Source organism: Proteus penneri (assembly GCF_022369495.1).
GTDB lineage: Bacteria > Pseudomonadota > Gammaproteobacteria > Enterobacterales > Enterobacteriaceae > Proteus > Proteus penneri.
Genome location: NZ_CP059690.1, coordinates 3749656 through 3772212, shown reverse-complemented (window position 1 = coordinate 3772212; position 22557 = coordinate 3749656). Strand labels below are relative to the sequence as shown.

The following is a 22557-nucleotide window of genomic DNA, read 5'->3' as shown; positions in this document are numbered from 1 at the left end:
AAAAACAAAGAAACAAAAAATACCAATTAATTTAAAATCGTGAATTAATATAATTGAAATTATAAAAAAATAAAAAACAGAACAAATAAAAATATAGATATAAAATCTCATTAACTATTATAAATAATACTTTTAATTATATTAAAAAAAGAATAAAAATGTTCTACATCTTATTTATAAAATCATATTAATAAAAAATAAAAAATAAAAAATAATAAATATCTCTTCTAAAATTTTTTCTATTGATTGAAAAATAACATTACAGCTTATAATGTTAATATTTTTTTAACTTGATTTAAAAATGAGTATTCTTACCTATTAACAATGCTAAGATATATTGCTAGCTTCATTTTTAATGAGTATTAAATAAACAATAATAAGAAGGTTCCATTATGGAAAAATCCCGAACGACTCTCGATCAGTGGATTACCTTACAAGCCGTCGTTGACTACGGTGGCTTTGCTCAGGCCGCAGATGCATTACATAGAACACAATCATCAATTAGCTATACTATCAATAAATTAGAGCAAACTTTAGGAGTTGAAATCCTCTCTTTAGAAAAAAGACGTGCAGTACTCACTCACGAAGGTAAATTGTTACTTGAACTCTCTAGAGAAATAACTGAAAAAGCAATCTCATTAGAAAAAAAAGCTAAAAATTTAATGTTTAACAACAAGTTAAAGATAAACATAGTCATCGATCCTTTATATATTTCAGCTCTTTTCTGGAATAAAATTTCCCAATTTATTAAAGAAAATAAACACTATGATATTAATATTCATAAAACAGCACTCAGTAAATCAGATATTTTAGCGCAAAAAGATCAAGATTTGGTAATAACACATTATAATGTGAAATCACTACAACCCATTGATTTAGAAAGTATTAAAACAGTATTAGTCACACATCCGAAGAGTGTTTTACAACATCTTCAACATGATGAGTTATCTAAGGAGTTACAAAGACATACCTATATTTCTCTACTCGCTGATGGCTCAAATGCCGATCATAATAACCAAGTTATTCAAGTGGGCTCTGTGGAAACAGCAATAAACTTTGTCAAGCAAGGTCTGGGTTATTCTCGGCTTCCCCTGACCGTTGTTCAGGAAGAGTTGAATAAAAATACGATAAAACAATTAAATATACATAGTGAAGATAAAGAATATAAATTCTACCTTTATTTGAATAAAAATTCATTTTCAACAGAAGATATAAAAAACTTATTATCCTTAATAAACAATCCACATCAAAATTTAATTATTGATTAATTAAACGTTATTTTTAATTTTAAAAACGAACATTAAACAATTTGATATAAAGACAAAAAAACTCATGTAAATCTTTATTAACTTAAATTTTTTGTGATGTTATATTTTATTGGCATATTCCCTATGCGAATAAACTAATACTTAAATCTATACTTATAAATAAATTAAAAAGTAACAATAACTACTTTTTATATAGGACCGATCATGAGCAAATTAAATAAATCTCTCTATTTATTAGGGATGAGTCTCTCTCTACTTTCTGCACCTGCTGCTTTTGCATCGGGCACAATTAACTTTATCGGAGAAATAACAGATCAAGCCTGTACTGTGGATAGTTCTTCTAAAAATCTAACTGTAGATTTAGGAAAAGTATCATCAAAAAGTTTAGCAACAAAAGGGGAAGTTGCTGGCCTTAAAGATTTCACAATCAAACTGATTGATTGCCCTGTCAATACCACTGTCTCTGTCCGTTTTGGCGGGACTCGTGATGCCATTGATAGCGATATTTTAGCCATTGATCAAGTTTCAGGTGGTGCGACAAATGTGGGTATCGCTCTCTTTGAAAAAGATGCCGTATCTCAAATAAACCTATATGACGATTCGAAAGAAGTCGAAATCAATGGAACTGAAATTAACTTAGATTATGTTGCACGCTACAAAGCAACAGCACAAGCAACACCAGGGCCAGCTAACGGATCAGCCGTTTATAGCATCCAATATAAATAATAAAAACGAGGGTAATACTTATTACCCTCTTATTTCCCTTAATCTTGTGGCACCATTTATGAAAAAGAATATTTTTCTAACTCTATTTTTATTATTTTCTCTCATAACGGTAAGCCATGCTGCTGGAATAAGTGTGGGGGGAACTCGGTTTGTTTATAACGATAATGCTCGTGAAATAAGCATTCCTATTCTAAATACCGATAAAGAAAAACCTTATCTTATCCAGAGTTGGGTCTCTGCTTTTCAAGGTACAGAAAAAACGCCTTTTATTGCAACACCCCCGCTTTTTCGTATCGAACCTGATGGCACAGGAACTGCACGTATTTCCTATACTGGTGAACCGTTAAATTCAAATACTGAAGTCGTCTATTGGCTGAATATAAAATCAATTCCACCTGTTGAAAAAAGTCCTGAAAATCAATTACAACTAGTGATTAACTCTCAATTTAAACTCTTTTTACGCTCTCATGATATTGAGCCACTTAATTTTAATAACGTTGAGTTATCCAAACAAAGTCAAGGGTTGGTGCTTAATAACAAAACACCTTATCACCTCACGATTAAACATATTTTTATTGATGATAAACGCTACCCTTACGACCCTTTAATCAACCCTCATCAAGAAGTAGTGTTACTTAAAGAGAGTCCTATTTCCCAGAAAGTCACTGTGCAGTTTATTAATGACTACGGTGCAACTGTAGATAAAGTATTAAATTAAGAGTACAGAGTTATGACTTTATCCATCATCGCGTTATCTACAAAACGATTATCGGTATTTCCTGCTGATAATCTCTATCGCCACTGTGTACTAGCTATGGCAATAGCCTCTATTTTATTTCCTTATCAGGTGATTGCTGAAGAGCAATTTAACCCTGATGCACTCAACTTAGGAATAGAAAATCAAGTCGCAGATATTAATAGCCTTGATTATTTTTCTTATGCGGGAGGACAGCTTCCTGGTGTCTACTCTGTTGATATTTATCTCAATAATAAATTAATCGATAATCGCCAAGTCCGTTTTATTTTCGATGAAGAAAAAAAGGTACTGACACCTGAACTCACCAAACAAGATTTATTAAATTGGGGAGTAAAAGAGTCTGTGACTTCGCAATTTAACCAGCAAGCGAGTACATCAACAGTTACCGATATTGCTAGCGTTATTCCGAATGCAAAATATGAGTATGATTTTTCACGAGCACGTTTGTCGTTTTCTATACCACAAATTGCTTTATACAATTATGGGCAAGGCTATATTCCACCAGCACAGTGGAACGATGGCATAAATGCCGCCTTTGTAAATTACACTTATCGTCAAAATCAATATTGGTATCGTGACCAAAACAACAGTAACTCTATTTTCTTAGGATTACGAAGTGGTGTTAATGTTGGCGCTTGGCGTTTACGTAACCACAGTAACTACAATAAAAATAGTGATAACTCATCTCAATGGAATAGCTTGCAGACTTATGTTGAGCGAGATATTCGTCGTTTAAAAAGTCGTTTAACTCTCGGTGAAACGGCTTCTGATAACGATGTATTGGAGAGCATTCCTTATCGTGGTATTAAATTAGCTTCAGATGAAAGCATGTTGCCACAAAGCCAACGTGGATTTGCTCCTATCGTCAGAGGTATCGCGCAAAGTAATGCCGTTGTCACCATTCGACAAAATAACAGCATCATTTATCAGACCTCCGTTCCACCGGGTGAGTTTGCTATTTCAGATTTATATCCCACTTCTTACAGCGGTGATTTACAAGTTACGATTGAAGAAGCCGACGGAACAACCCGTACTTTTTCACAACCTTTTTCTGCTGTTCCCATGATGCAACGCGCGGGTAGCTTAAAATACAGCGTAGATATTGGTAAATATTATGCAGATACGGCTGCGAGGAAACCTAATTTCTTTCAAACCTCAGCTATTTATGGACTTCCTTACAATCTCTCCATTTATGGTGGCACATTAATCTCTGCTGATTATCAAGCTTATGCGTTAGGTACAGGAGTTAATCTTGGCTATTTAGGTGCCGTTTCTGCGGATATAACTCACGCGAGAACAACCTTAATAAATAACGATGAAGCCCAAGGGCAATCTTATCGTGTTCAATATTCTAAATATTTACCTGATACTAAAACGGGTTTTTCACTGGCTTCTTATCGCTATTCAACAAAAGATTATTACGATTTCTCGGCAGCTAATGAACGTTTTTCTCATCTTTATCGTAAGAAAAAACAGTTCCAGTTATCCGTATCACAATCTTTAGGAGATATGGATTATCTCTCATTAAATGGTTATCAACAATATTATTGGTATCAAGACAGAGTCGATCGCAATATGAATGTGAGTTTTAACTCAAATTATCGAGCTTTAAGTTATAGCGTCTCTTATGCTTATAACAAGCGTCAAGAAAGTGGGTTAACCGATCAGATTTTATCTATTAATTTTAGTCTTCCGTTTAATGTTGCTCAGAATAACAACTGGTTAAGTTATCGCTATAACACCAGTAAACAAGGTGATTCTATTAGCTCAGTGAGTTTAAGTGGCACTCAGTTGGAAGATAACAACCTGCAATATGATATTTCACAAAACTACAATCATTCTCGTCAAGAATACAGTGGCTCTGTTAATGGCAACTACAGTGCTTCAGGGGGCGAAATCAGTGCGGGTTACAGTTACGACAAACGTTATCAATCAATGAATTGGGGGGCAACAGGTGCACTTTTGGTTCATCAAGGTGGGATCACGCCCTCGCGAACTATTTACGATTCTGCCATTTTAATTAAAGCAGAAGACGTTGATAACTTAAAAGTCAGTAGCGCACAAAGCCTTTATACCAATGCTCAAGGTTATGCTGTTATTCCTAATGTGTCACGTTATGAACGGAATAAAGTGACGGTTGATCCGGCTTCTTTAACGGGGAATAACGACGTTGAATTAACATCGACAACCGTTATTCCAACTAAAGGAGCAATTGTCTTAGCCGATTTCAAAGCAAGAAAAGGCGCTCGTGTACTTGCAAACTTGCACTACAACGGAACACCACTGCCATTTGGTACTCAAGTTGAAATTTATAAAGACGATCAGGTACTTTCAAGTGGAATTGTGGCCAATGATGGTGAGGTTTTCTTAAATGGCGTACCCGAACACAGCCAGCTACGAGCTAAATGGGGCAACAGTGCTGTTGAACAGTGCCAAACGACGTTAAATGTGGATCTTGCCTTAGAAAAAATCCAATTTTTACAACTTGAATGCAGATAGGTGATCACAATGAATAAATCTATAACTCTTGGTTGTCTGTTTGCTATTTTGTATACATCAACCACATTTGCAGAATTTAGGGCTGAATTTACCACTAAAACGGTCACCTATTCTGCTCCTATTTATGTCTCACGTTCAGCGCCGATTTTAACCGAAATCGCTACTATTCCGTTAGGAACGATGAACGCATGGACATGGTGGAACCTCTCCGGTAGTGCAGTAAGACCTGGGATTTATTTACCGGGCTCTTTAAATGCATCAAGCCCAAAAGTGAATGGCGCTTATGTCAAAGAACTTAACAGCAGTGGTGTAGGTTATACCTTACATGGCACCATTAACGGGAGTTGTAGTGGCTCTGCTTATGTCGATGGTCAGCAAAATATTGATGGTAACTACAGTAATCGCCTTATTTGCTCAACCTATGCTACCAGTGGTAATTATTCTGTTTCATTAGAAATGAAGCTTTATAAATTACGAGATAATGTAAAATCACAAACCATCCCTGCTTCATGGGTGGCAATGTTAATTATCTACAACAATGGCTTTATCACTAGTGACTATGTGGGGAAAGTAGAACCCAAAATTAACCTCTCATCATTAAATATTATCTCAAGTGGTTGTGATGTGGTGAATAACAACATTAATGTCCCACTCGGTGCAGTTCCTAAATCAAGTTTTAACGGTGTTGGCTCTGTAAGCCCCGAAAGTATTAAAAATTTTAATATCGACTTGAGTTGTGATCCTGTTTCACCAATCAAAATTCGGTTTGAGGGCGTCGCTGATGATCAACAAACTGCTGGAACCATTGGTTTAAGTAATCCAACAGACAGCAATACTGCCAAGGGTTACGGTATCCAAGTTAAATATAAAAATCAGCCTATTAAGCTAGGACAACTCATTACTGTGAGTGAAGAAAATAGCGGTGCAGGGAGTTATTCTATCCCTTTGGAGGCAGGCTATATCCAAACCTCTGATACAACGAGCGCAGGCAAAGCCAATGGGACATTACAGTTTACGATGCAATATCACTGACGAAATGTAGACAGATTTAAAAAGAAAAAGGCGAACAACACATCTTCTTCGCCTTTTTCTTTAGAAGGGATCACACTTGGTATAACTTACGTAAATAATGAGGAACGGCTTCATCCGCGTTAGTACCGATCACTTCCATATTGGGTAGCAGATCTTTTAATGCCTGATGGGCATTTTCCATAATGCAGCCTTTACCCGCTATCTTGAGCATCTCTTTGTCATTCATACCGTCGCCAAACGCGATAGCATCTTTCGCAGAGTGTTGCATCAGTTCAGCTACTTTCTCTAGCGCCTCACCTTTAGATACACCACCAGCCATCACTTCTAAACAATTACGCAGTGAGAAACTCACATTGACCTTATCACCCCAGCGCTGATTAATTTCATTCTCTAGCTTCAGTAATAGCTCATGATCCTCAGAGGTGAAAAAGACCTTACAGACATTGGTGGTCGGGAATCCTGTTTTACAATATAACTCATAGCTAAAGTCTGATTCTCGAAAAAACTCACAAGCCCCCGGCATCTCTTTATTAACATACCAATAGTCACTAGCATAAATATTAGTTTCAATTTCAGGGTGATCAAAAACCATAAGAGCCAAGTCATAAGCAATTTCAGGCTCAAGATCTTGGCTAAAAATAAGGTCACCATGCGTGTTATGCACTCGTGCACCATTAGAGGTTATCATATAAGCGTTAATGCCTAATCCATCACGAATTTGAGCAACATCAACATGATGACGACCTGTTGCGAATACAAAATGCACCCCTTTATTAATAAGTAGGTGCAGGGTTTCTTGCGTATAGGGAGTTAAGACATGATTAGGTGATAACAACGTGCCATCAAGATCTGAAGCGACTATCGAATACATACACATTCCTGATTAAAATAAATGCTTATCATAAAACTCACAGATTTCATTTAATGCTTGTGAGCGTAGCTTATCTATTTCGAACAAGATTTCATGATGCGCACCCTCAATCACCAGTGGCAATTTTTGTTTTTCTTCTCTTGTTCTGGACTGACTATAACGTTCACAGAAAGCCCTTAGCTCTTGATTATCTACCACCTTATCAAGCTCTGCTTCGAGCACTAATAGAGGGGTATTAATCTCTCCCGCATGTTCAATTAACCAATCTCCCATTTTTAGACTCTCTCCCATCCAATGATAAGTAGGTCCACCTAATCGCAGTTCTGGAAAATCAGCATAATAACGTAAATATCGGCGATATCGCTCATGGCTATGTGTTAACACATTAAGGATAAATGGCAGTGGAAACCATTTACCTGTTGATACCGCGTAATTATTTCTTTCAGATTGATTCTGTTCTGCTCGGTTAACTAAAAAATTAGCCACCCAGCGAGGTATGGGTAATTTAATACCAAACATCGGCGCACTTAATGCCGCAGCTTTAAAAACATGAGTTTGCTTTAGAAGATATCCCGCTAAGATTGCCCCTCCCATTGAGTGAGCTAATGCAAAATAATGCGGGTATTGAAAAGGCAGCACTATCGTATCGACGAACGTCGAGAAATCATCGATATAATCACTAAATTTCTCTACATGTCCTTTTTGCGTATCTTCTAACAGTCTGTCAGAAAGCCCTTGTCCTCGATGATCGAGAAGAAAAACATCATAGCCTGAGTGAAAAAAATCGAATGCAACTTCAGGGTACTTTACATAGCTTTCACTACGGCCCGAAGCAATAACTAGAGCTTTATTGTGCGATGGTGAACGCCAATAAACATAGCGAATTTTGGCGCCATCAACACCAACAAACTCACCTTCTTCGCGTTGCCCCCAAAAATCCAATAAGACGCCGTTCGTAAATGCAGAAAACTGCTTTTCACGCGATAACCACGAATATTTAAACAAAGTGGTTGTCATTGACTCTCCTTATTAGCGTTATTCAAAGCCCTCAATATGGTCACGAATGAGTGTCATAAAAGCAGGTCCAAATCGTTCTAATTTTCGTTGTCCGACACCGTTTATTAATAATAACTCATCAGGATAAACAGGGCATTGTTCTGCCATTTCAATCAATGTGACATCATTAAAAACGACAAATGGTGGAATGTTTTCTTCATCAGCAATAGACTTACGCAATTTACGTAGTTTCGCAAATAATTTTCTATCGTACTGTCTATGGGTATTTTTTGTTTGTTGATTACGGCTTTTTGTCGGGCTTAATAATCTAGGCACGGCTAATTGTAATGGCACTTCACCACGTAAGATGGGTCTTGCCATTTCTGTCAGTTGTAATGCAGAGCGATGGACAATATTTTGTGTCACCATACCTAAATGAATAAGCTGGCGGATCACACTCACCCAATGTTCATGGCTTTGCGCTTTACCAATACCATAAACAGGTAATGTATCGTGTCCCAAATCCCGAATACGCTGATTATTCGCGCCTCTTAAAATTTCAACAATATAACCAATACCAAAGTGCTGACCAGTACGATAAATACAGGACAATGCCTTTTGTGCATCCACTAAACCATCATATTGCTTAGGGGGATCAAGACAAATATCGCAGTTACCACAAGCATTTTGTCGATGCTCATCGAAGTAATTTAGTAACACTAAACGTCGGCATGTTTGCGCTTCAGCAAATGCTCCCATTGCGTTGAGCTTATGCATTTCAATCGCTTTTTGGTCGCTTTCTGGCTTTTCATCTAAACAACGACGCAACCACGCCATATCGGCAGGATCATAAAATAATACCGCTTCCGCGGGCAACCCATCTCGCCCTGCTCGTCCTGTTTCTTGGTAATAAGATTCAATATTTCGCGGAATATCAAAGTGAACGACAAATCGGACATTGGGTTTATTAATGCCCATACCAAATGCAACAGTGGCAACCACAATTTGCAAATCATCACGTTGGAAAGCTTCTTGCACTTTAGCACGTTGTGCAATTTCCATTCCAGCATGATAACCCGCAATACTTAATCCTCGTTTACTCAGGCGTTCTGCGGTTTCTTCGACTTTACTGCGACTATTACAGTAAATAATGCCTGATTTTCCTTTTTGGCCACGAATAAATAGCCAAAGCTGATCGAGTGGTTTGTATTTCTCTACTAAAGTGTAGCGGATATTCGGTCTATCGAAACTGCTGATATGAATTAAGGGATCACGCAACACTAGCTGATTAATAATATCGTAACGTGTTGTATTATCGGCCGTTGCCGTCAGTGCAATAATAGGAACGTCAGCAATATATTGTCTTAATAATCCTATACCGCGATATTCAGGACGAAAATCATGTCCCCATTGTGAAATGCAGTGCGCTTCATCAACGGCCAGTAATACCGGTTTCCACTGCACTAATTGATGAAGAAAACTCTCCATCATTAAACGTTCAGGGGCAATATACAGCAGTTTTATTTCACCCTTTTGACAACGTATTTGAACATCAAGCTGCTCTTCACGCGTTTGGGTTGAATTTAAATAAGCCGCTTCAATACCATGAAGGCAAAGTTGATCAACCTGATCTTTCATCAGTGAGATGAGTGGCGAAACAACCACTGTCAGCCCATCAAGCAATAAGGCGGGAATTTGATAACAAAGAGATTTACCACCCCCTGTCGGCATCACAACTAGACAATCTCTCCCAGTTGTAATGGTATGGATGACTTCTTGCTGACCAGGACGAAATTGCTGATACCCAAAGGTTTCTCGCAAAATAGCCTGTGCTGATGGCATTGAGTTAAGAACTTCTGCTGTGGACACACCGTTCCTCTGAAAAGCTGCTGATAAAAACTATGATGAGGAGTAAAAGAAAAGGCACCAATGTGAAGGTGCCATCATCATTTATAGCGCTATGCTAACCCAGAACGGGGAAAATTACAGCATATCATTCAGCATCACACCCACACCGACCCGTGTCTGGCGAAAATTATAGTCAATCATCGATTCACCATAACCACTAAATACTTGGGTATAAAAACGTACATGTTTAGTGATTGGGTAACTCCAGCCTAATTCAGCTGCCCCATAACCACTGTTCCAGTTATAACGTCCAGTCGCAGTGATCACACTTTCGCCTAGTCGATAGCCCACTTTTAAACGGTAATACCCCATATAGCGATTAATATCTGGATTATCATCACGTTGAGCACTTTCACTAAAGCGATACCACGGTTTTAGATCAAGCTGTAAATTGCCTTTTTGGGCCATAAAACGCGCATAAGCGCGGTTCCAGCTACGAGAGGTGGGATCAGAACGACCATTCGATTCGTGATTAAAACCTGTTTCTATTTCACGAAGTGTCCAACCTGCAAATTTATAGTCTGTTGCCCAACCTAGAAAAAGTTGCGGTTCATAGTTTGTTTCACGGAAAGGGGCTGATTCTTTCTTATTACTTAATTGCCACCAAGAGCGTTGAGTATAAGATGCCGCTAAAACAGAGTTTTCACCCGCAATACCGCGCCACAAAGGGAAGGCCAAACTGAGCTGAAATTTCACCTCATCTTTTTTAGCCTTATTACCCCAATCATAACTTTGAATAGCCTCTTTATTCATATCAGAGGTGTCAGTGTAAATAATATAATTGGATTCATAAGGATAAAGAACAAAAGGTGAATCGTATTCTTGTAATAAACCAGAAATGATACTGCCCTGAACAAGCGGTGCAGGAGATGATGATGCTTGAATTTCCGATGCAAATCCCCATGCTGGATAGAATAAAACCACCGCAAGTAAAGAACGGATGTAACGCATAGTTAATTATCCTGTTTCATTATTGAATAATATAGAAGTTAGTACTTACTTTAGAATTAGTTCTTATATATGTGCTTTATTGCACTTTAGCGTCCATATTTTACACGTAATTGCCATTAAATCTCGTATATTTTCACATCATTATATTTATAGCACGAATGTGCAATTACGAATTTGTCATGTATCATTAACATAATATTAACTTGATGATGTGATATCAGAGGTTCTAAAAATGGAAAAACAGTTAACATTAGAAGAGGCTCAAACACTAATTGGTCATGTTTTTGTTTATAAGATGCCCTTTAATCAATTAATTGGCTTAGAGCTAGTTCGTTTTGAGCAAGACTACGCTGAAATTCAATTTCGGTATCAAGATAAACTTGTTGGTAATATTGCTCAACGTATCTTACATGGTGGGCTTATTGCTTCTGTACTTGATGTCAGCGCGGGATTAGTTTGTGTCGGTAACGCATTAACACGTTTAGCACCAATATCCCAAGAGCAACTCGAACAAAAACTCGCTAATATGGGCACGATTGATTTACGTGTTGATTATTTAAGACCGGGACGTGGAGAATGTTTTACTGCAAGTAGCCATATTTTACGCAGTGGTAATAAAGTGTCTGTTGCTCGTGTTGAATTACATAATGAAAAACAAATTCATATTGCGAGTGGGACAGCAACTTATATTGTAGGTTAAGCCTTTGCTAAAATTCATTGTGCGCGATAATGCTTAGATTAGTATTAATTACTTGTAAAAATACATGCCTAATGACACATTAAATAATGTCATTGGGTATGATAACCCCGTCACATTTTTCCTTTCCATCAATTCCAGAGATAGCATGAGCCAGAAAAACACGATGAAAGGCGTTTTATGTGCCTTAGGCGCCTATTTGATCTGGGGTATTGCCCCTGTCTATTTTAAAAGCATTCAAGAAGTGCCCGCAGAAGAGATCTTAACGCACCGCATTTTATGGTCGTTCTTTTTCATGTTGATTTTAATGACTATCAGTCGTCATTGGCCTTATTTGCGCCAATTAATACGTCAACCTAAAAAAATTCTTCTTTTAGCACTGACTGCCATTATTATCGCAACGAACTGGCTTACCTATATATGGGCGGTTAACCACGGTTATATGCTAGAAGCCAGCCTTGGCTACTTTATTAACCCACTCGTTAACGTACTATTTGGCATGCTTTTCTTGAGCGAGCGGTTCCGCCGTATGCAATGGATAGCAGTAGGTTTGGCATTTACTGGTGTATTTATTCAACTCTGGCACTTTGGTTCAGTGCCCGTGATTGGATTAAGCCTTGCCGTGACTTTTGGCCTTTATGGCTTACTGCGTAAAAAATTGGGTGTCGATGCACAAACAGGTATGCTGGTAGAAACATTATGGCTATTCCCTGTTGCATTAGTTTATATCTTATTTTTCACACATTCGCCGACTAGCAATATGCTTGAAAATAGTTGGTCATTAAATACCTTGTTAATTGCAGCCGGTATTATTACAACTGTACCGCTACTACTCTTTACAGAAGCTGCACATCATCTGCGTTTATCAACTTTGGGCTTTTTCCAATATATTGGCCCCACCTTGATGTTTATTCTTGCCACAATGGTATATGGCGAGCAAATTGATGCAGAAAGATTAGTGACCTTTGGTTTTATTTGGGTTGCACTGATCCTCTTTACACTTGATGCACTTTATACACAACGCCGTTTGAGACGTAGCTAACCTCCTAAAACTCACTCTTCCGCTAAATTACTAATTTGTGTAAAAGCGGAAGAGAGTTTTTTCTGCTTACTCTTCTTTAATGAATGCGCACTCTTTGATTTCGCTTCTACATAGCGATTTGAGTACCTAAATAACGTTGATATTGCATTATTAACCCATTGAATATGGTTAATCACAACGCTGTAATAGAGATTAACACGAGGAACAAAATCACGTTGATGTCTCAATAAATTACAATACAAATCTTCTTCAAATTCATTGATAGGTTCACTGGGATGATAAGTATCACACAGGACTTCCTCAGTATTTTCAATCAATAATTCATTACTAGAAAAAGAGGCGGAAGAAGTTCGCGTGCAAGGTGAAACAAAAGAGTAGGTATAAAAGAATACGCTAGAGAATTTCATCAATTAATCCCGTTGAGTAAGAATAGATAACGAGATTATTAAGTAATCAAATCGAACATCCCTTAAAAAAACACCCTTACTTATTTGATAGATAAGTAAGGGTGTTTTTTATATTAAGATAGTAACTGCTCACTTTAAATGACAACTTACTCTAGTCGAGCAAATGCAGCTACCAGCCATTTAATACCTTCACCATTAAAGGCGATTTGTAATCGGCAATGTTCACCGCTACCTTCAATATTGATAATGGTGCCATCACCAAATTTAGGGTGCTTCACACGTTGCCCAAGCGAATAACCGGTATCATTGCTAATCGGAGTGCCTAAACGGCTATGATTGACAGGACGTGAAACCGTCGCACGTAAACGAACTTCTTCAACACACTCTTTAGGTAACTCACCAATAAAGCGAGATGGCCGATGACTGACTTCTTTTCCATATAGACGGCGGTTTTCAGCGTAAGTAAGCGTTAACTTTTTCATTGCTCGCGTGACACCCACATAAGCCAAACGACGCTCTTCTTCTAAACGCCCACCTTCATCTAGCGACATCTGACTTGGGAACATACCTTCTTCTACACCCACAATAAAGACTTGTGAAAATTCGAGCCCTTTAGCCGAATGAAGTGTCATTAACTGCACAGCATCTTGATATGCATCAGCTTGGCTTTCGCCTGATTCTAATGCAGCATGAGAAAGAAACGCTTGCAGTGGCATCAAATCTTCGTCTTCATCTTGATAACTAAATTGGCGAGTCGCAGTAACCAGCTCTTCTAAGTTTTCAATACGAGCTTGTGCTTTTTCACCTTTTTCTTGCTCATACATCGCTTTTAAACCTGAATCACGAATAATTCGGTCTGTTTGCACATGTAATGGCATATCTGCCGTTTCAGAAGCAAGTGTTTCGATCAGTTCTAAAAACCGTTGGATTGCAGCGGTTGCTCGCCCTGCTAGCATTTTATGTTCGATAACCTGTAATGCGCTTTCCCATAAGGTAATTTGGTTATCTCTTGCAACTTGGCGAACAATATCTAATGTTCTATCACCAATCCCCCGTGTTGGTGTATTCACAACACGCTCGAAAGAAGCATCATCATGGCGATTCGCCGTTAATCGCATATAAGAGAGTGCATCTTTGATTTCTTGGCGCTCGAAGAAACGCTGACCGCCATAGATACGATATGGCATCGCTGCTTGTAATAATGCTTCTTCCATTATACGAGATTGGGCATTACTGCGATAAAGAATGGCACAATCTGTCAGTGCACCGCCTTCTTCTTGCCAGCGTTTAATTCGACCAACTACATAACGCGCTTCATCTAAATCATTAAAAGCACAATACAGCGAAATAGGCTCACCTTCTGCACCTTCAGTCCACAGATTTTTACCTAATCTGTCACTGTTATTAGCAATGAGTGCATTCGCGGCTTTTAGAATATTGCTGGTAGAACGATAATTTTGCTCTAATCGGATAGTCTCTGCGCCGGGGAATTCATTTAAGAAGTTTTGAATATTCTCAACCTGTGCACCACGCCAACCATAAATGGATTGGTCGTCGTCGCCGACAATCATCACTTTACCCGTTTGACCCGCCAGCATTCTAATCCATGCATATTGAATACGGTTAGTATCTTGAAACTCATCAACCAAGATATTAGTAAAGCGATTTTGGTAATGTTCTAAAATTTGCGGCTTATTCAACCAAAGCTCATGAGCACGTAATAAAAGCTCTGCAAAGTCCACCAGCCCCGCACGATCGCAAGCTTCTTGATATGCTTGATACACTTTCAACCATGTTGTTTCAACAGGATTACCATAGGTTTGAATATGCTGAGGGCGTAATCCTTCATCTTTTTTACCGTTGATGTACCACATTCCTTGTCGTGCAGGCCATTGTTTATCATCAAGGTTCATCGATTTAACAATGCGACGAATAAGACGATATTGATCGTCACTGTCAATAATTTGAAAGTCTTGTGGCAAATTTGCATCAAGATAGTGTGCGCGTAATAAACGATGAGCAAGGCTATGGAACGTGCCGATCCACATACCGCCTTGACTTGTACCAATTAAGTCTTCAATACGATGTCGCATCTCTGCGGCGGCTTTATTGGTAAACGTCACAGCCATAATCGAAAAGGGAGAAGCTTGTTCAACAGATAATAACCATGCGATACGATGTACCAGTACCCGTGTTTTACCACTGCCTGCGCCAGCTAACACCAGCATATTAATGCGAGGTGCGGCTACCGCTTCGCGCTGTTTATCGTTAAGGCCTTCTAGCAGATATGAGACGTCCATAATTACCAATCATTTAGTGAAGAAAATACTGTGGATATATACAGAAATAGAGAGTAAGCAACAAACTAACAGGAATTCACGTGCTATGCAAAATAAAGCCTTTCTTAACCGCGTTTATCTGTGCCATTCTTACCGCATATCACATTAAACTAATTCTATTAGTTTGCTTAAATCTGTAATTTCAATATGCGGCATTACTCTGGTTTCACCTTCTTCAAACAAACTACGGCTATCAAGGTTAATCCAACACGCTTGTAATCCACTACTAACGGCTCCCTCGACATCGGTTACAAGGTGGTCTCCCACATGTAGGATTTTCTCATGTGGAAGATCTAACAGTGCGGCAGCTTTATCAAACATATCAGGATAAGGTTTAGAGCGACCATCAGGGCCAGCTTTTAAAATATGTGAAAAATACTGTCCTAAACCACAACTTAATGGGTTTGCATTACCATTTGTAATCGCAATTAATGGGATTTTCTGTGCCAATTCGGTGAGAACATGATGAGTATTATTAGGTACATTAATGCGGCTACGCCAATAAGCAAAGTGCGCCATAATTTCATCCGCACCTTGTTGTGCTTTGGCTTCACTGTAACCGTAATCTAACAACATATTTCTAGCCGCAAGCCAACGCCATTGCGTAATATCATGAAAAATATCAGGATCATTTTCTAAAAGTGGCTTTTTGTAGGCATCCACATCGTGTTCTGTAAAATGATTAAAACGCAAATCATATTGACGAATAAAATCCAGCGTCTCTTTTTCTGTTTTATCCATCACTGGCACATTGTCATACAGCGTATCATCTAAATCAAAAGTCATCGCTGCGATTGGCGTCAGAGTTCTGTAAAAGCGCATTATGATTTTTCTCTCTTAGCTCTCGGATGAGCAGCATCATAGACTTTCGCTAAATGCTGAAAATCTAAGTGGGTATAAACTTGTGTGGTCGATAAATTGGCGTGCCCTAATAACTCTTGTACAGCACGCAAATCACCACTGGATTCCAATAAATGTGTGGCAAATGAGTGGCGCAATTTATGAGGGTTCACATGGCTACTTAGTCCTTGCTTAATCCCCCAAAGTTCAAACCGTTTTTGTACACTGCGCACAGATAAACGCTTACCACTTTGGGTTGAGATAAAGACAGCTTTATCTTCAGGTGCATAGAGCTCTCGTATCGGAAACCAATTTTGTAACCACTCTAGCGCTTTTCTTCCCAGCGGCACTTTTCGTTCTTTACTCCCTTTACCTAAAACACGAACTTCGCCTTCATTCATGTCGATATCGCTAATATTTAAGTTAGTCAATTCTGATAGACGTAATCCTGCACCATACATCACTTCCAACATGGTTCTATCTCTAACAGAAAGCGGATCTTTTAGGTCGATATTCATCAATTGGCTAACTTCATCAACATCCATATTTTTAGGAAGGTGACGACCCGATTTAGGCGTTCGAATACCTTTTGCTGGATTAACCTCTAACATTCCTTGTGCCACTTGCCAATCAAGAAAACTACGTAACGCCGAAAAGCGCAAAGCAAGACTAGTCGGTTGTAACCCGCTACGATTGCTTTTTGCTAATAACATGCGTACATGTTGGCTTTCGAGTGATATCCATTGTGTGATTTTCATCGCCACCATCATTTGTGCTAATGCCATCAGTTGGCGATGATAATTTTCTACTGTGACAGGGCTTAATCGACGTTCAACTTGAATATAACGCAGGAATTGCTCGATAGCGGTGGAGAGTGTTTCTGGAATATCTATTGGTTGATTCATTGCCTTGCAATCCAACGAAGTAATAATTCGGGTAAAATATGGGCTAGCTTATCCAGCATTACTGTTCCCATCCCTTCCTGAAAATGTTGGTTATCTCGGCTATTAAAAATAATCACCCCCAAATCACCATAATGCCCTAACAATGAAAGCGCAACGGAACCAGAACGTCGTACATTCGGCATCAATAACATTATCTCTTGCCCATTTAATGGGCCTAAATAGTGATTATCATCACCCATACGTTGAATGCGAAAATGTTCAAATGCTTGACGAGATAATGGGAGATCTTGTGCATCTAAAGGTGGCTGCAATTGCCAGCGATCAGTAAATAGGCGTAATTGAACTGAATAAAGCCCTAATCCTTTTGCCCAAAGGTTTAAGCGCTCTAGCATTTCGTGAAGAGAAGCACTGTTGGATAGTTCAGAAATTAATAATAAGAGTTGGCTAAACAGTGCTTCATTTTCCGAGGCTTGTTCTATCAACAAACGCATATCTTCTTCAAGATAATGGATACGGTTTCGTTGACGCGACATTATCCATTCAACTAAAGAAACAGTTCCTCTGACGGGATGAGGAACTTTCATTTGCTCGATATAGCTTGCATTACGGATAAAAAAACCAGGATGCTCCCTAAGGTAACGGATCACTTGTTGATCATTAAGTTCGTTTGTTTCAGGGCAACAAAACTGCTCATTTTTATCCGTCATACAGATAGCCTCTCAAAAAATAATATTATAGCTGGATGATCCCATCATAAATATGTGTCGCTGGCCCAGTCATATAAAGAGAGTTACCCTCTCCTTTCCATTCAATTAGCAGTACACCACCGGGTAAAGTCACTTTCACTCGTTTATCTAATAAACCTTGTGAAATACCGATAGCAACAGCAGCACAAGCTCCGCTACCACAGGCATTCGTTTCGCCCGCACCTCGTTCAAATACCCGTAAATGAAGGTTGTTTCTGTCTACAATCTGCATAAAACCAATATTAGCACGTTCAGGAAAACGTTCATGTTGCTCTAACACAGGTCCTAACAACTCAACTTCGGCTGTTTTAATGTCTTCGACCTGAATGACGCAATGGGGATTTCCCATTGAAACTACACCACATAATACAGTGCGTTCCATTGCCCTGATAATATAGGTCTTTTCTGCCTTTTGTGCACGGAAAGGGATTTTTTGAGGTTCAAATTCGGGCTCCCCCATATTGACGCACACATCGTCATTATCCATAACTTGCAAGGTCATTCTGCCAGACTGTGTACTGACTTTTATCTCTCTTTTGTTTGTAAGACCTTTTAATCTCACAAATCGAGCAAAGCAACGAGCGCCATTACCACACTGCGCAACCTCACTTCCATCCGCATTAAAAATGCGATAATGGAAATCGAGTTCAGGATCATAAGGTGCTTCAACCACCAATAATTGATCAAACCCAACACCAGTATGGCGATTCGCTAATCGACATATTAATTCTGGTGAAAAATAAACATTTTGAGTCACAGCATCGACCACCATAAAGTCGTTACCAAGACCATGCATTTTTGAAAATTGCATCTTGCCCCTGCCTGAAACGAAATTACCGTTTCTAAAATTGACTAATTGGTCTGAGTTGAGGCGCTCTCAACTTGCTGGGTTGGCTGGGGTGACTGTGTCATTTTTGCCTGAGTATCTTCAGGTGGGAAATAAAGAGGGCCTTTCAAGCCACAACCAGAAAGAGAAATCAGTGTTATTATAGCAAGAGTGCAACGTAAATACGTTTTCATTCGAAATCTGCCTGTCATTTATTTGGTTAATATCCTCTATAATCGCAGTTAGATCTCGAAAAGCAAATAGGAAATGAAGATGAACGACAGTGAATTTCACCAATTAGCTGACGAACTCTTGTCAGAAATAGAACAAACTATTGATAATTATGAAGGTGACGCAGATATTGATTGTGAAATCAATGGCGGTGTAATGACATTAACCTTTGAAAATAATAGCAAAATTATTATTAATCGTCAGGAAGCGTTTCATCAAATTTGGTTAGCAACACGTTCTGGTGGTTATCACTTTGATTGGAAAGATGAGCAATGGATTTGTGATAGAAGTGGTGGTGAATTTTTAACCATGCTAGCACAAGCAATAACAGAACAAAGTGGGGAAGCGTTTTCTTTCTAAGAAGCGCGGTTAATTACAATAATGGGAGCTATCAAAGCTCCCATTTGTGTTTTTATTGACTCATACTCAATTAAGTGTGTTGCACTGCTTTATAATCTGTAAATCCATGGGCAACAACATTCATCTCAGGTTGCGCTTCTTTACTACCTAGATCGGATAATTTACCAAATGATCCGCCAGCAAAAGGTAGCACTTGTGTTAAGCCTTCCACTTTCACAATTTGATAAAATTGTGGCAAGTTAAAATTAATAAAGCTTGAGCCATATGTAAATCGGTCATGAGAGGAAGAGTAGAAACGGCTAACATCTTTCACTAACTCTTCTTTACTTCCTTCACAATGGGAATAAATTTCGACGCGATTTGCTTCATCTAAGATATAGATATTAAAGACATTATTATCTTCTGTGGTTTCAAAGAAGAATTGGATAATCCCTTCACACGCAAAACCATCAATCACCGCAGGTAAATAGCGAGCATCTTTATCTAATTTAACCGGCAACCCATGAAGCTTGTTATATGAAATTGCACCATAAAACTCGATAGCATTTTCTAATTTTTGTACTGACACATTGAGGCGTTCAAAGAACAATCCCCACGTTTGCCCAGCAATACGCAAAGCTTTAAAACGCCCCGGCTCTAAACGATTCGTTGATAACCGCAATTCAATACATTCTGAAACTAACTGCTGAACACGAGTACGGATTAAACCACGCAAATGTTGGCTATAACAGAATACTTCAACAGAAGCAGGTGGAGCCGCATCTTGGTGCATTTTACCTAAAATCGTTTTTAACGATTCCAACATAGATTGTGTACCACTGAAATGAAGGGTTCTTACTTCATTCCAAGAGTTACGATACAACAAATCAATGCTACCAATAAGACACTGCTCTTTTTCGCCAAAACTAAAGACATCTAATTTTCTAAAATCAAAGTGAACCACTTGATCAGAAAAACTTTCGGTTGGGTCAGTTTCTAAATTGACAATAATCGCAAGGTGTCTAATTTCACAAGGGCTATACAGTGCTTTCGGTGTCGGTGCAGGTAAACGAATCGGGAAATGGCTCGACATATCCCTAACTAATTCATGTAGTTTAATTTCATCACAAGAAGATTCTCCTTGATGAATATAAACTCGAGACTCTTTCGTTAACAGCCCATTAAAGTAAGACCATGCCACTAATTTATTTAAATAGCGGTTATATTCTAATGGTTGATGTCCAACGATATTTTCAAAATCAGGGGCACGATTATATAAATACCAACCGCTACGATTTGCTCGGCCTTGTGGTACATAAATAAAGGTTAAATGCGACTCTGATAAATCAGGAGATATTTGCGGATTAACCAGTGTCACTTTACCAGGCAATGCTTCAAATGCCGCATAAAGTTTACGTGTTAATACACCAATATCTTGTGGACTTGCACTGACACTTAAATTATTGCGACGCGCGAAACGGATAAGATTACGATAGCTTTGCATCATCGTATCTAATAGTTCGTTGTGCGCATCACGTACTCGCTCGATTTTCCAGCTATCACGGGTATCGAGTATCGTTAACCGTTCGTTATCCCATTGCCACTGAGTGACCAATTGCGATAAAACTTGTCGTCTCCAACCTTCGGATTCATTTTGTGTTTTTTCGTTAGATAATTTTTCACACACTTTAAGGTAGAAACAGCGACGGATAAGATCAAGGCGGGTTAAATCATTGATAGAAACCAAATAACGAGTAACACGCTCAAGCATCATACAATAAGCATCTAAACCATAATTAACGATTTCGCCACGGTGTAGATGTTGCTTCATCTCTAATGCTAGCAGTTTTCCATTAGGATAGTCCGCTGAATAAGCTTCTAATAAAATACTTTTTAATACCGCTTTATATGGTGAATCAACGCTTTTATAAAGCTGCCATAAACTTGCGCCGAAATACTCTTCGGCTGAAAGTTCACCTAACCCCCCCAAATCTAACCACTCATTAGGTGTTAATACGCCCTGAGCATAAAGGGAGTTAACATATTCATCATAATGGTGTTCTTCTTCTACTGGCACCATCGTCCATAGCAAGCGTTTACCTGCAAGACGTACCGCTGTACGGTAAAATTCGTCAAGTAAAAGAATATGTTGAGTAGAACCACAATCTTCCCCACCTAAGCTACCGCTTGCATGATGGCGAAATCTATTTTCATCGATTAAGAAAAATGTAACGTCAATGCCTAGCTCACCAGCCCACTGTTCAATCAGTTGGCACTTACGTTGTAAAAGCGCACGCTCATCCTGATCCAGCCATGATTGATGGCAGACCCAAATATCAATATCAGAGCAGTGACTTTGCCCAATAGAAGAAGTGCTACCCATCGAGTAGATGCCTGTAATTGGCAACTCTCCGCTGGCGTACCCTTCCATTGGCTCATCACATAATGCGTTAATCAGCTTATTGGCCCATTGACGTTGCATGTCATCAGGTTCAAAGAAACATGTGCCGTGAGGAACATTTCCTTGTATGTAGCCGGGCAACTCAGGATGGTGGTAATGCAATAAAACAGGAATTAAACCATAGACCTGTTTAAAAACATCACACATCGATGCAAATGCTCGTTCCAGTCTGAGTTGATTAATCGCATCCAGCCGTTGCTTCAGTGTTTCAATATAAAGATACAAGAGTTTCGCCTGAACAATACTAAGAAGATAGTAGAATCTGAGTTTATAAGTCACCAAGGTTGAGTTAAGTAATATTAATAGATAAAACTTTACTAACAAAATCTCGGAAACGTGATCAATTTAACACCTTGAACGCAAGGCGTAAAGAGGATCTCAAAATATAGCACCAAGATCTAAAAGTGATATTTAAACGCTTAATCGTGTAAAGCTATCGAATAAACGCCCTTAAAATCATGAAGATAAATCACTTTACTTACATAAAAAATGATAAAAAAAATCGCTCAATCCTCTCTTTAGCCTATAAAAATCCCTGTTTACTTAATGATGAAACTGAAAATAAATTTTGACAAAACATCAAAAAGCGATAAAAAATCGGAAATAGAAACAACTGATTGATAATAATGAATTATTTATATTTTTTGATTGTTTTTCATTTTTATACTTAAAATAATAATTCTATTTTTAATATTGCGATAATAATATTTAAAATA

General features: G+C 38.5%; 20 protein-coding genes. 8 read left to right on the top strand and 12 right to left on the bottom strand.

What is annotated here, in order from left to right; all coding sequences use genetic code 11:
- Nucleotides 1-392 precede the first annotated feature (392 nt).
- From H1225_RS17085 to H1225_RS17065, 5 genes are all read left to right on the top strand, one after another.
- Nucleotides 393-1268: a LysR family transcriptional regulator gene (locus tag H1225_RS17085; protein WP_115065034.1), complete on the top strand. Its 876-nt coding sequence runs from the start codon at nucleotides 393-395 to the stop codon at nucleotides 1266-1268.
- Between the two features lie 204 nt (nucleotides 1269-1472).
- Entirely contained in the window at nucleotides 1473-1994 is a 522-nt protein-coding gene (locus H1225_RS17080; RefSeq protein WP_109847964.1) for a fimbrial protein, read from the top strand.
- Nucleotides 1995-2052: 58 nt separating this feature from the next.
- A complete protein-coding gene (locus H1225_RS17075) occupies nucleotides 2053-2712 on the top strand; it encodes a fimbrial biogenesis chaperone (protein ID WP_109399680.1) in 660 nt (219 codons plus the stop codon).
- A 12-nt stretch (nucleotides 2713-2724) separates the two neighbouring features.
- Nucleotides 2725-5250: a fimbria/pilus outer membrane usher protein gene (locus H1225_RS17070; RefSeq protein WP_161729719.1), complete on the top strand. Its 2526-nt coding sequence runs from the start codon at nucleotides 2725-2727 to the stop codon at nucleotides 5248-5250.
- Nucleotides 5251-5259: 9 nt separating this feature from the next.
- Complete coding sequence (locus H1225_RS17065) at nucleotides 5260-6282, top strand: fimbrial protein (RefSeq protein WP_006535786.1); 1023 nt, start codon at nucleotides 5260-5262, stop codon at nucleotides 6280-6282.
- 70 nt (nucleotides 6283-6352) lie between these two features.
- Here the strand turns inward: H1225_RS17065 and yigL are convergent, their stop codons facing one another.
- From yigL to pldA, 4 genes are all read right to left on the bottom strand, one after another.
- Nucleotides 6353-7153: a sugar/pyridoxal phosphate phosphatase YigL gene (gene yigL / locus H1225_RS17060; protein ID WP_006535787.1), complete on the bottom strand. Its 801-nt coding sequence runs from the start codon at nucleotides 7151-7153 to the stop codon at nucleotides 6353-6355.
- Nucleotides 7154-7165: 12 nt separating this feature from the next.
- Entirely contained in the window at nucleotides 7166-8170 is a 1005-nt protein-coding gene (pldB, locus tag H1225_RS17055; RefSeq protein WP_109847967.1) for a lysophospholipase L2, read from the bottom strand.
- Nucleotides 8171-8188: 18 nt separating this feature from the next.
- Complete coding sequence (gene recQ, locus H1225_RS17050; protein ID WP_109399684.1) at nucleotides 8189-10018, bottom strand: ATP-dependent DNA helicase RecQ; 1830 nt, start codon at nucleotides 10016-10018, stop codon at nucleotides 8189-8191.
- A 114-nt stretch (nucleotides 10019-10132) separates the two neighbouring features.
- On the bottom strand, nucleotides 10133-11008 hold the full coding sequence (gene pldA, locus H1225_RS17045; protein WP_006535791.1) for a phospholipase A: 876 nt from the start codon (nucleotides 11006-11008) through the stop codon (nucleotides 10133-10135).
- A 232-nt stretch (nucleotides 11009-11240) separates the two neighbouring features.
- Here pldA and H1225_RS17040 point away from each other — a divergent pair, with 232 nt between their 5' ends.
- A complete protein-coding gene (locus tag H1225_RS17040; RefSeq protein ID WP_006535792.1) occupies nucleotides 11241-11708 on the top strand; it encodes a thioesterase family protein in 468 nt (155 codons plus the stop codon).
- Nucleotides 11709-11853: 145 nt separating this feature from the next.
- Nucleotides 11854-12747: an EamA family transporter RarD gene (rarD, locus tag H1225_RS17035; RefSeq protein ID WP_109399686.1), complete on the top strand. Its 894-nt coding sequence runs from the start codon at nucleotides 11854-11856 to the stop codon at nucleotides 12745-12747.
- Between the two features lie 11 nt (nucleotides 12748-12758).
- Here rarD and H1225_RS17030 read toward each other — a convergent pair whose 3' ends face one another.
- From H1225_RS17030 to lptM, 7 genes are all read right to left on the bottom strand, one after another.
- Nucleotides 12759-13154: a hypothetical protein gene (locus H1225_RS17030; RefSeq protein ID WP_115065032.1), complete on the bottom strand. Its 396-nt coding sequence runs from the start codon at nucleotides 13152-13154 to the stop codon at nucleotides 12759-12761.
- 146 nt (nucleotides 13155-13300) lie between these two features.
- The gene (uvrD, locus tag H1225_RS17025; protein WP_072064593.1) at nucleotides 13301-15454 is read right to left on the bottom strand and encodes a DNA helicase II; all 2154 of its coding nucleotides are present in this window, start codon (nucleotides 15452-15454) and stop codon (nucleotides 13301-13303) included.
- Between the two features lie 144 nt (nucleotides 15455-15598).
- Nucleotides 15599-16315 carry a 5-amino-6-(5-phospho-D-ribitylamino)uracil phosphatase YigB gene (gene yigB / locus H1225_RS17020; RefSeq protein WP_109847969.1) on the bottom strand — a complete coding sequence of 239 codons (717 nt, stop codon included), beginning with the start codon at nucleotides 16313-16315 and terminating at the stop codon, nucleotides 15599-15601.
- Nucleotides 16315-17238 (bottom strand): tyrosine recombinase XerC, encoded by a 924-nt coding sequence (xerC, locus tag H1225_RS17015; protein WP_109847970.1) that lies wholly within the window; start codon nucleotides 17236-17238, stop codon nucleotides 16315-16317. The genes yigB and xerC overlap by 1 nt, the downstream gene beginning before the upstream one ends.
- Complete coding sequence (locus H1225_RS17010) at nucleotides 17235-17945, bottom strand: DUF484 domain-containing protein (protein WP_072064596.1); 711 nt, start codon at nucleotides 17943-17945, stop codon at nucleotides 17235-17237. Before H1225_RS17010 ends, xerC begins: the two co-directional genes overlap by 4 nt.
- 25 nt (nucleotides 17946-17970) lie before the next feature.
- On the bottom strand, nucleotides 17971-18795 hold the full coding sequence (dapF, locus tag H1225_RS17005; protein WP_072064597.1) for a diaminopimelate epimerase: 825 nt from the start codon (nucleotides 18793-18795) through the stop codon (nucleotides 17971-17973).
- Nucleotides 18796-18836: 41 nt separating this feature from the next.
- A complete protein-coding gene (lptM, locus tag H1225_RS17000; protein ID WP_006535806.1) occupies nucleotides 18837-19004 on the bottom strand; it encodes an LPS translocon maturation chaperone LptM in 168 nt (55 codons plus the stop codon).
- Nucleotides 19005-19083: 79 nt separating this feature from the next.
- Here lptM and cyaY point away from each other — a divergent pair, with 79 nt between their 5' ends.
- Complete coding sequence (gene cyaY, locus H1225_RS16995) at nucleotides 19084-19401, top strand: iron donor protein CyaY (protein WP_109399691.1); 318 nt, start codon at nucleotides 19084-19086, stop codon at nucleotides 19399-19401.
- A 70-nt stretch (nucleotides 19402-19471) separates the two neighbouring features.
- Here cyaY and H1225_RS16990 read toward each other — a convergent pair whose 3' ends face one another.
- Nucleotides 19472-22066, bottom strand: a complete 2595-nt coding sequence (locus H1225_RS16990) for a class I adenylate cyclase (protein ID WP_161724485.1) — start codon at nucleotides 22064-22066, stop codon at nucleotides 19472-19474.
- Nucleotides 22067-22557: the final 491 nt, after the last annotated feature.

Bases quoted from the DNA above. Each gene is read 5' to 3' on its own strand.
- xerC (WP_109847970.1), bottom strand. From the start codon at position 17,238: ATGAATCAACCAATAGATATTCCAGAAACACTCTCCACCGCTATCGAG.
- dapF (WP_072064597.1), bottom strand. From the start codon at position 18,795: ATGCAATTTTCAAAAATGCATGGTCTTGGTAACGACTTTATGGTGGTC.
- yigB (WP_109847969.1), bottom strand. From the start codon at position 16,315: ATGCGCTTTTACAGAACTCTGACGCCAATCGCAGCGATGACTTTTGAT.
- H1225_RS17040 (WP_006535792.1), top strand. From the start codon at position 11,241: ATGGAAAAACAGTTAACATTAGAAGAGGCTCAAACACTAATTGGTCAT.
- H1225_RS17080 (WP_109847964.1), top strand. From the start codon at position 1,473: ATGAGCAAATTAAATAAATCTCTCTATTTATTAGGGATGAGTCTCTCT.
- rarD (WP_109399686.1), top strand. From the start codon at position 11,854: ATGAGCCAGAAAAACACGATGAAAGGCGTTTTATGTGCCTTAGGCGCC.
- pldA (WP_006535791.1), bottom strand. From the start codon at position 11,008: ATGCGTTACATCCGTTCTTTACTTGCGGTGGTTTTATTCTATCCAGCA.
- H1225_RS17070 (WP_161729719.1), top strand. From the start codon at position 2,725: ATGACTTTATCCATCATCGCGTTATCTACAAAACGATTATCGGTATTT.
- H1225_RS17030 (WP_115065032.1), bottom strand. From the start codon at position 13,154: ATGAAATTCTCTAGCGTATTCTTTTATACCTACTCTTTTGTTTCACCT.
- cyaY (WP_109399691.1), top strand. From the start codon at position 19,084: ATGAACGACAGTGAATTTCACCAATTAGCTGACGAACTCTTGTCAGAA.
- lptM (WP_006535806.1), bottom strand. From the start codon at position 19,004: ATGAAAACGTATTTACGTTGCACTCTTGCTATAATAACACTGATTTCT.
- pldB (WP_109847967.1), bottom strand. From the start codon at position 8,170: ATGACAACCACTTTGTTTAAATATTCGTGGTTATCGCGTGAAAAGCAG.
- H1225_RS17085 (WP_115065034.1), top strand. From the start codon at position 393: ATGGAAAAATCCCGAACGACTCTCGATCAGTGGATTACCTTACAAGCC.
- H1225_RS17075 (WP_109399680.1), top strand. From the start codon at position 2,053: ATGAAAAAGAATATTTTTCTAACTCTATTTTTATTATTTTCTCTCATA.
- uvrD (WP_072064593.1), bottom strand. From the start codon at position 15,454: ATGGACGTCTCATATCTGCTAGAAGGCCTTAACGATAAACAGCGCGAA.
- H1225_RS17010 (WP_072064596.1), bottom strand. From the start codon at position 17,945: ATGACGGATAAAAATGAGCAGTTTTGTTGCCCTGAAACAAACGAACTT.
- yigL (WP_006535787.1), bottom strand. From the start codon at position 7,153: ATGTATTCGATAGTCGCTTCAGATCTTGATGGCACGTTGTTATCACCT.
- H1225_RS17065 (WP_006535786.1), top strand. From the start codon at position 5,260: ATGAATAAATCTATAACTCTTGGTTGTCTGTTTGCTATTTTGTATACA.